The organism is Burkholderia sp. HAN2018 (genome assembly GCF_024704855.1).
GTDB lineage: Bacteria > Pseudomonadota > Gammaproteobacteria > Burkholderiales > Burkholderiaceae > Burkholderia > Burkholderia cepacia.
Genome location: NZ_QOBB01000399.1, coordinates 1 through 3,476, shown reverse-complemented (window position 1 = coordinate 3,476; position 3,476 = coordinate 1). Strand labels below are relative to the sequence as shown.

The 3,476-nt window shown below is 69.9% G+C and carries 2 protein-coding genes; both read right to left on the bottom strand.

The features are described 5' to 3' along the window. On the bottom strand, window positions 1-3,069 hold a 3,069-nt coding region (locus DPV74_RS40050), incomplete at its 3' end, for an SDR family oxidoreductase (protein WP_119339196.1). A gap of 75 nt (window positions 3,070-3,144) precedes the next feature. Then, the coding region (locus DPV74_RS40045; RefSeq protein WP_240440107.1) for an acyl carrier protein at window positions 3,145-3,476 on the bottom strand (332 nt) is incomplete at its 5' end.

Here is a 3,476-nt window from a genome sequence, read left to right as displayed (position 1 = left end):
GGCCGGCTCGACCGCGGCCCGCGCGTCGCCGCCGCCGACCACCGCGAGCACCGGCAGCCCTTCGGCCTGCGCGTGCCGCACGGTCGTCACCGCGAACAGCACGATGCCCTCCGCGAGCGGCAGCCCGAATGCCGGACCCACCTCCTCCGCGGCGTTGCCGTTGATCCCGCCGACGATCGCCATGTCGAGCTCGCCGCTGCACAGGAAACGCTCGGCGGCCTCGAACGCGGCGAGCGTCGACGCGTGGCCGGCGTCCACCGTCATGTTCATCCCGTGCAGATCGTGATAATTCGCGACGCGCGCCGGGATCACGTTCGGCATCATCCCGGGAAACGAGTTTTCGGTGGTCGGCGCAACGAGCCGCTGCGTCGCCTCGCGCAGGCCGTCCAGCAGGCGTTCGGTCGTCGCGCGCTCGTCCGGCCGCGTCGCGTCGAGCACCGCCGCCGCGATGTCGTCGAGATAGCAGCGGCTCGCATACAGCGCCGCGTTGCGCGTGGGCCCCATGTGCCCCATCACGAGCCCGATCGTGTCCGCATGCTCCTGCCAGAACGTGCCGAGACGTTCGCGCAGGTCGTGCGCGGCATCGAGCGCCATCAGCTGGCAGCGATCGAGCGCGCGCAACACGGCCGGCGGCATCTTCACGCGCGCGAAGCTCGGCAGCGGATAGCCGATCCCGAAGCTCGCGTCCGGCGCGCGGCCTTCGCCGCGCAGCCAGGCCTCGACCTGTGCGTCGCCGTCGAGACCGGGAAACTTCGCCGACCACCCGACGATCGCCAGCGGTTCGCGCTGGAAGCGGCCGCTCGCGCCGCCGGCCGGCAGATCGGCACGGTACTCCGACACGATCAGGTGACCGTTCGTGCCGCCGAAGCCGAACCCGGACACCGCCGCGACGCGTGCCGAATCGCGCCGGGCCGGCCATTCGACCGGCGCCACCGGGATCCGCAGGTTCGTGCCGTCGAGATCGAATTCCGGCGGCGGTTCGCTGAAGCGATGCTGGGGCGGAATCACCTGATGGCGCAAACCGAGCAGCACCTGGATCACCGATACGACGCCGGCCGCCCAGCCGGTATGCCCGACCAGCGACTTGTTGGAGGTCACCTGCACCGGGCGATCGCGCCGGATCGCATCGCGCAGGCTCTGGAATTCGGCGAGATCGCCGGCCGGCGTGCCGGTGGCATGCGCCACGACCCAGTCGACGTCGGCGGGCACCGTCGCGGTGCGCGCATACGCGCGGTCGATCGCGATGCGCTGGCCGGCCGAATTCGGCGCGTAGATCGCCTTGCCCTTCCCGTCCGACGACGAGCCGAACGACTTCAGCACGCCGAGAATGCGGTCGCCGTCCGCGCGCGCACGCGTCAGGCGCTTCAGGATCACGACGCCCGCACCGTCCGCGAACAGCACGCCGTCGCAGTTTCGATCGAGCGGCCGCACCTCGCCGCTGCGCGACAGCCCGTGCAGCTTCGAAAACAGGATCGAGCCGCGCGGTGCGAGCGCGAACGCGCCGCCGCACGCAACCACGTCCTGCTTGCCGAGCAGCAGTGCCTTGATCCCGAGATCGATCGAATACAGCGACGACGAACACGCGGTGTCGACCATCATGTACTCCGCATCGTCCGGCAGCACGCCTTTCATCGCATTCAGGCCGACCCGATGCGGGAAGAACGACGCAAGATCGCCCGCGCCGCGCGCATAACGCGCGCTCAGCACCGCATCGATCGCGGCCACGCGGCGCGCGCGCTCGGCCGCGTCGACGCCTGCGTCGGCCAGCACCGCGTTCAGGCGCTCGCGCGCGGCGGCCAGCACCATGCCTTCCTCGAGATGCTGGCTGCCGTCCGCCGTGTAGCCGACCAGGAACGCGACGCGGTCGGCATCGCGCAGCGTCACGCCGTCGAGCGCCTGGCACAGTGCGTGGCGCAGCCACAGCGTCGTGAGTTCGCGCGGCGCGGTGCCGGCGTCGAGTTCGGCGCGCACCGTCGAGCACGGCTCGAACTGTTCGATGAAGACCGAGCGCGACTGGTAACTCTTGTCTTCCGCCGACGTATCCGGCGAGTAGAACGACCGGTAGTCCCAACGATCCGGCGGCACGTTGCCGAACAGCTCGGGGCCGTCCAGCAGCGCGCGCCAGAATGCGTCCGGATCGCTTGCGCCGGGCAATGCGAGACCCATGCCGACCACGGCGATGTCGTCGCTGTCCGGCGCGTCGCGCTCCGATGCGTCGTCGGCCGGCGCGGCCGGTTGCGCGACGGCCGCGGCGGCGCCCGCATCCTGCCCGGCGTTCGCCCATTCGGCGCGCGGCGACAATCCCTCGCTGCACAGCGACAACCCGCCATCCGCGACGACCACCTGCCCGGTAATCCAGCGTGCGGCATCCGACGCGAGAAACACGACGAGATCGGCGAGATCCTCCGCGCGCGCGAGCCGCTTCAGCGGCGTCGCCGCGATGCTCGAGCGCTTCGTGTTCTCCGGGTCCGGAAACTGCGCGGCGACGTCGCCGTCGATCAGCGTCGACGATGCGCCGTTCACCCGGATCTGGCGCCCCGCGTACTCGACCGCGAGATAGCGCGTCAACGATTCGAGCGCCGCCTTCGCGGTGCCGACGACCAGATAGTTCGCGGGCACGAGCGTCGCGCCCACCGACGACACATTGACGATCGCGCCGCCGCCCGAACGCGCCATCAGCGCCGCGGCGCGGCGGGCGCACCAGAACGCGCCTTTCAGGTTGGTGTCGAGCGCGCGATCGAAATGCTCGGCGCCGATCTCGTCAACGCCGAGCAGCGCGCCGGACGCCGCATTGTTGACGAGCACGTCGAGGCGGCCGTAGCGCCGTTCGATCTCGTCGAACATCCGGTCGACCTGCGTCTGCTGCGCGACCGACGCACGGATCACGTCGACGGTCGCGCCGAGCGCGCGCAGTTCCTCGGCCGTCTCCTTCGACGCGTCGAGCGAATGGAAGAAATTCAGGATCACGTGCGCGCCCTGCTCGGCGAAACGCCTGCAGATTGCCTTGCCCACGTTTTTCGCACCGCCCGTCACGAGAACGAGCTTGCCGCGCATGCTGGTATTCGACATGGATCGCCTGCCTATCGAGAACTTGTCATTACGGGCAGGGCCCCCCCTGCCGACCAACGTTTCGGCCCACGGCCGTCAGGCGTGCGCCTTTCCCTGGTTCTCGTAGACGAAATCGACGATCTGCCCCATCGCCTTGAAGTCGCCGCTGCGGAAATTCGCGGGCAGCGGCGGCAACGCGTAGCGAGCCGTGATGCGCTGGATGATCTCGGTTTGCTTGACCGAGTCGATACCGAGTTCGGCTTCGAGCTCGATCGATTCGGAGAACACCTCGGCCGGATATTCCATCGCCTGCGCGTAGATATCGACGAGTTCCGAGAACAGCCGCTCGCGCGGCACGTGCGCGGGCCGCGCCGCTGCAACCGCCGCGGGCGCCGTCACCGGCTCACCCGGCGCGTGCGGCACCGCTG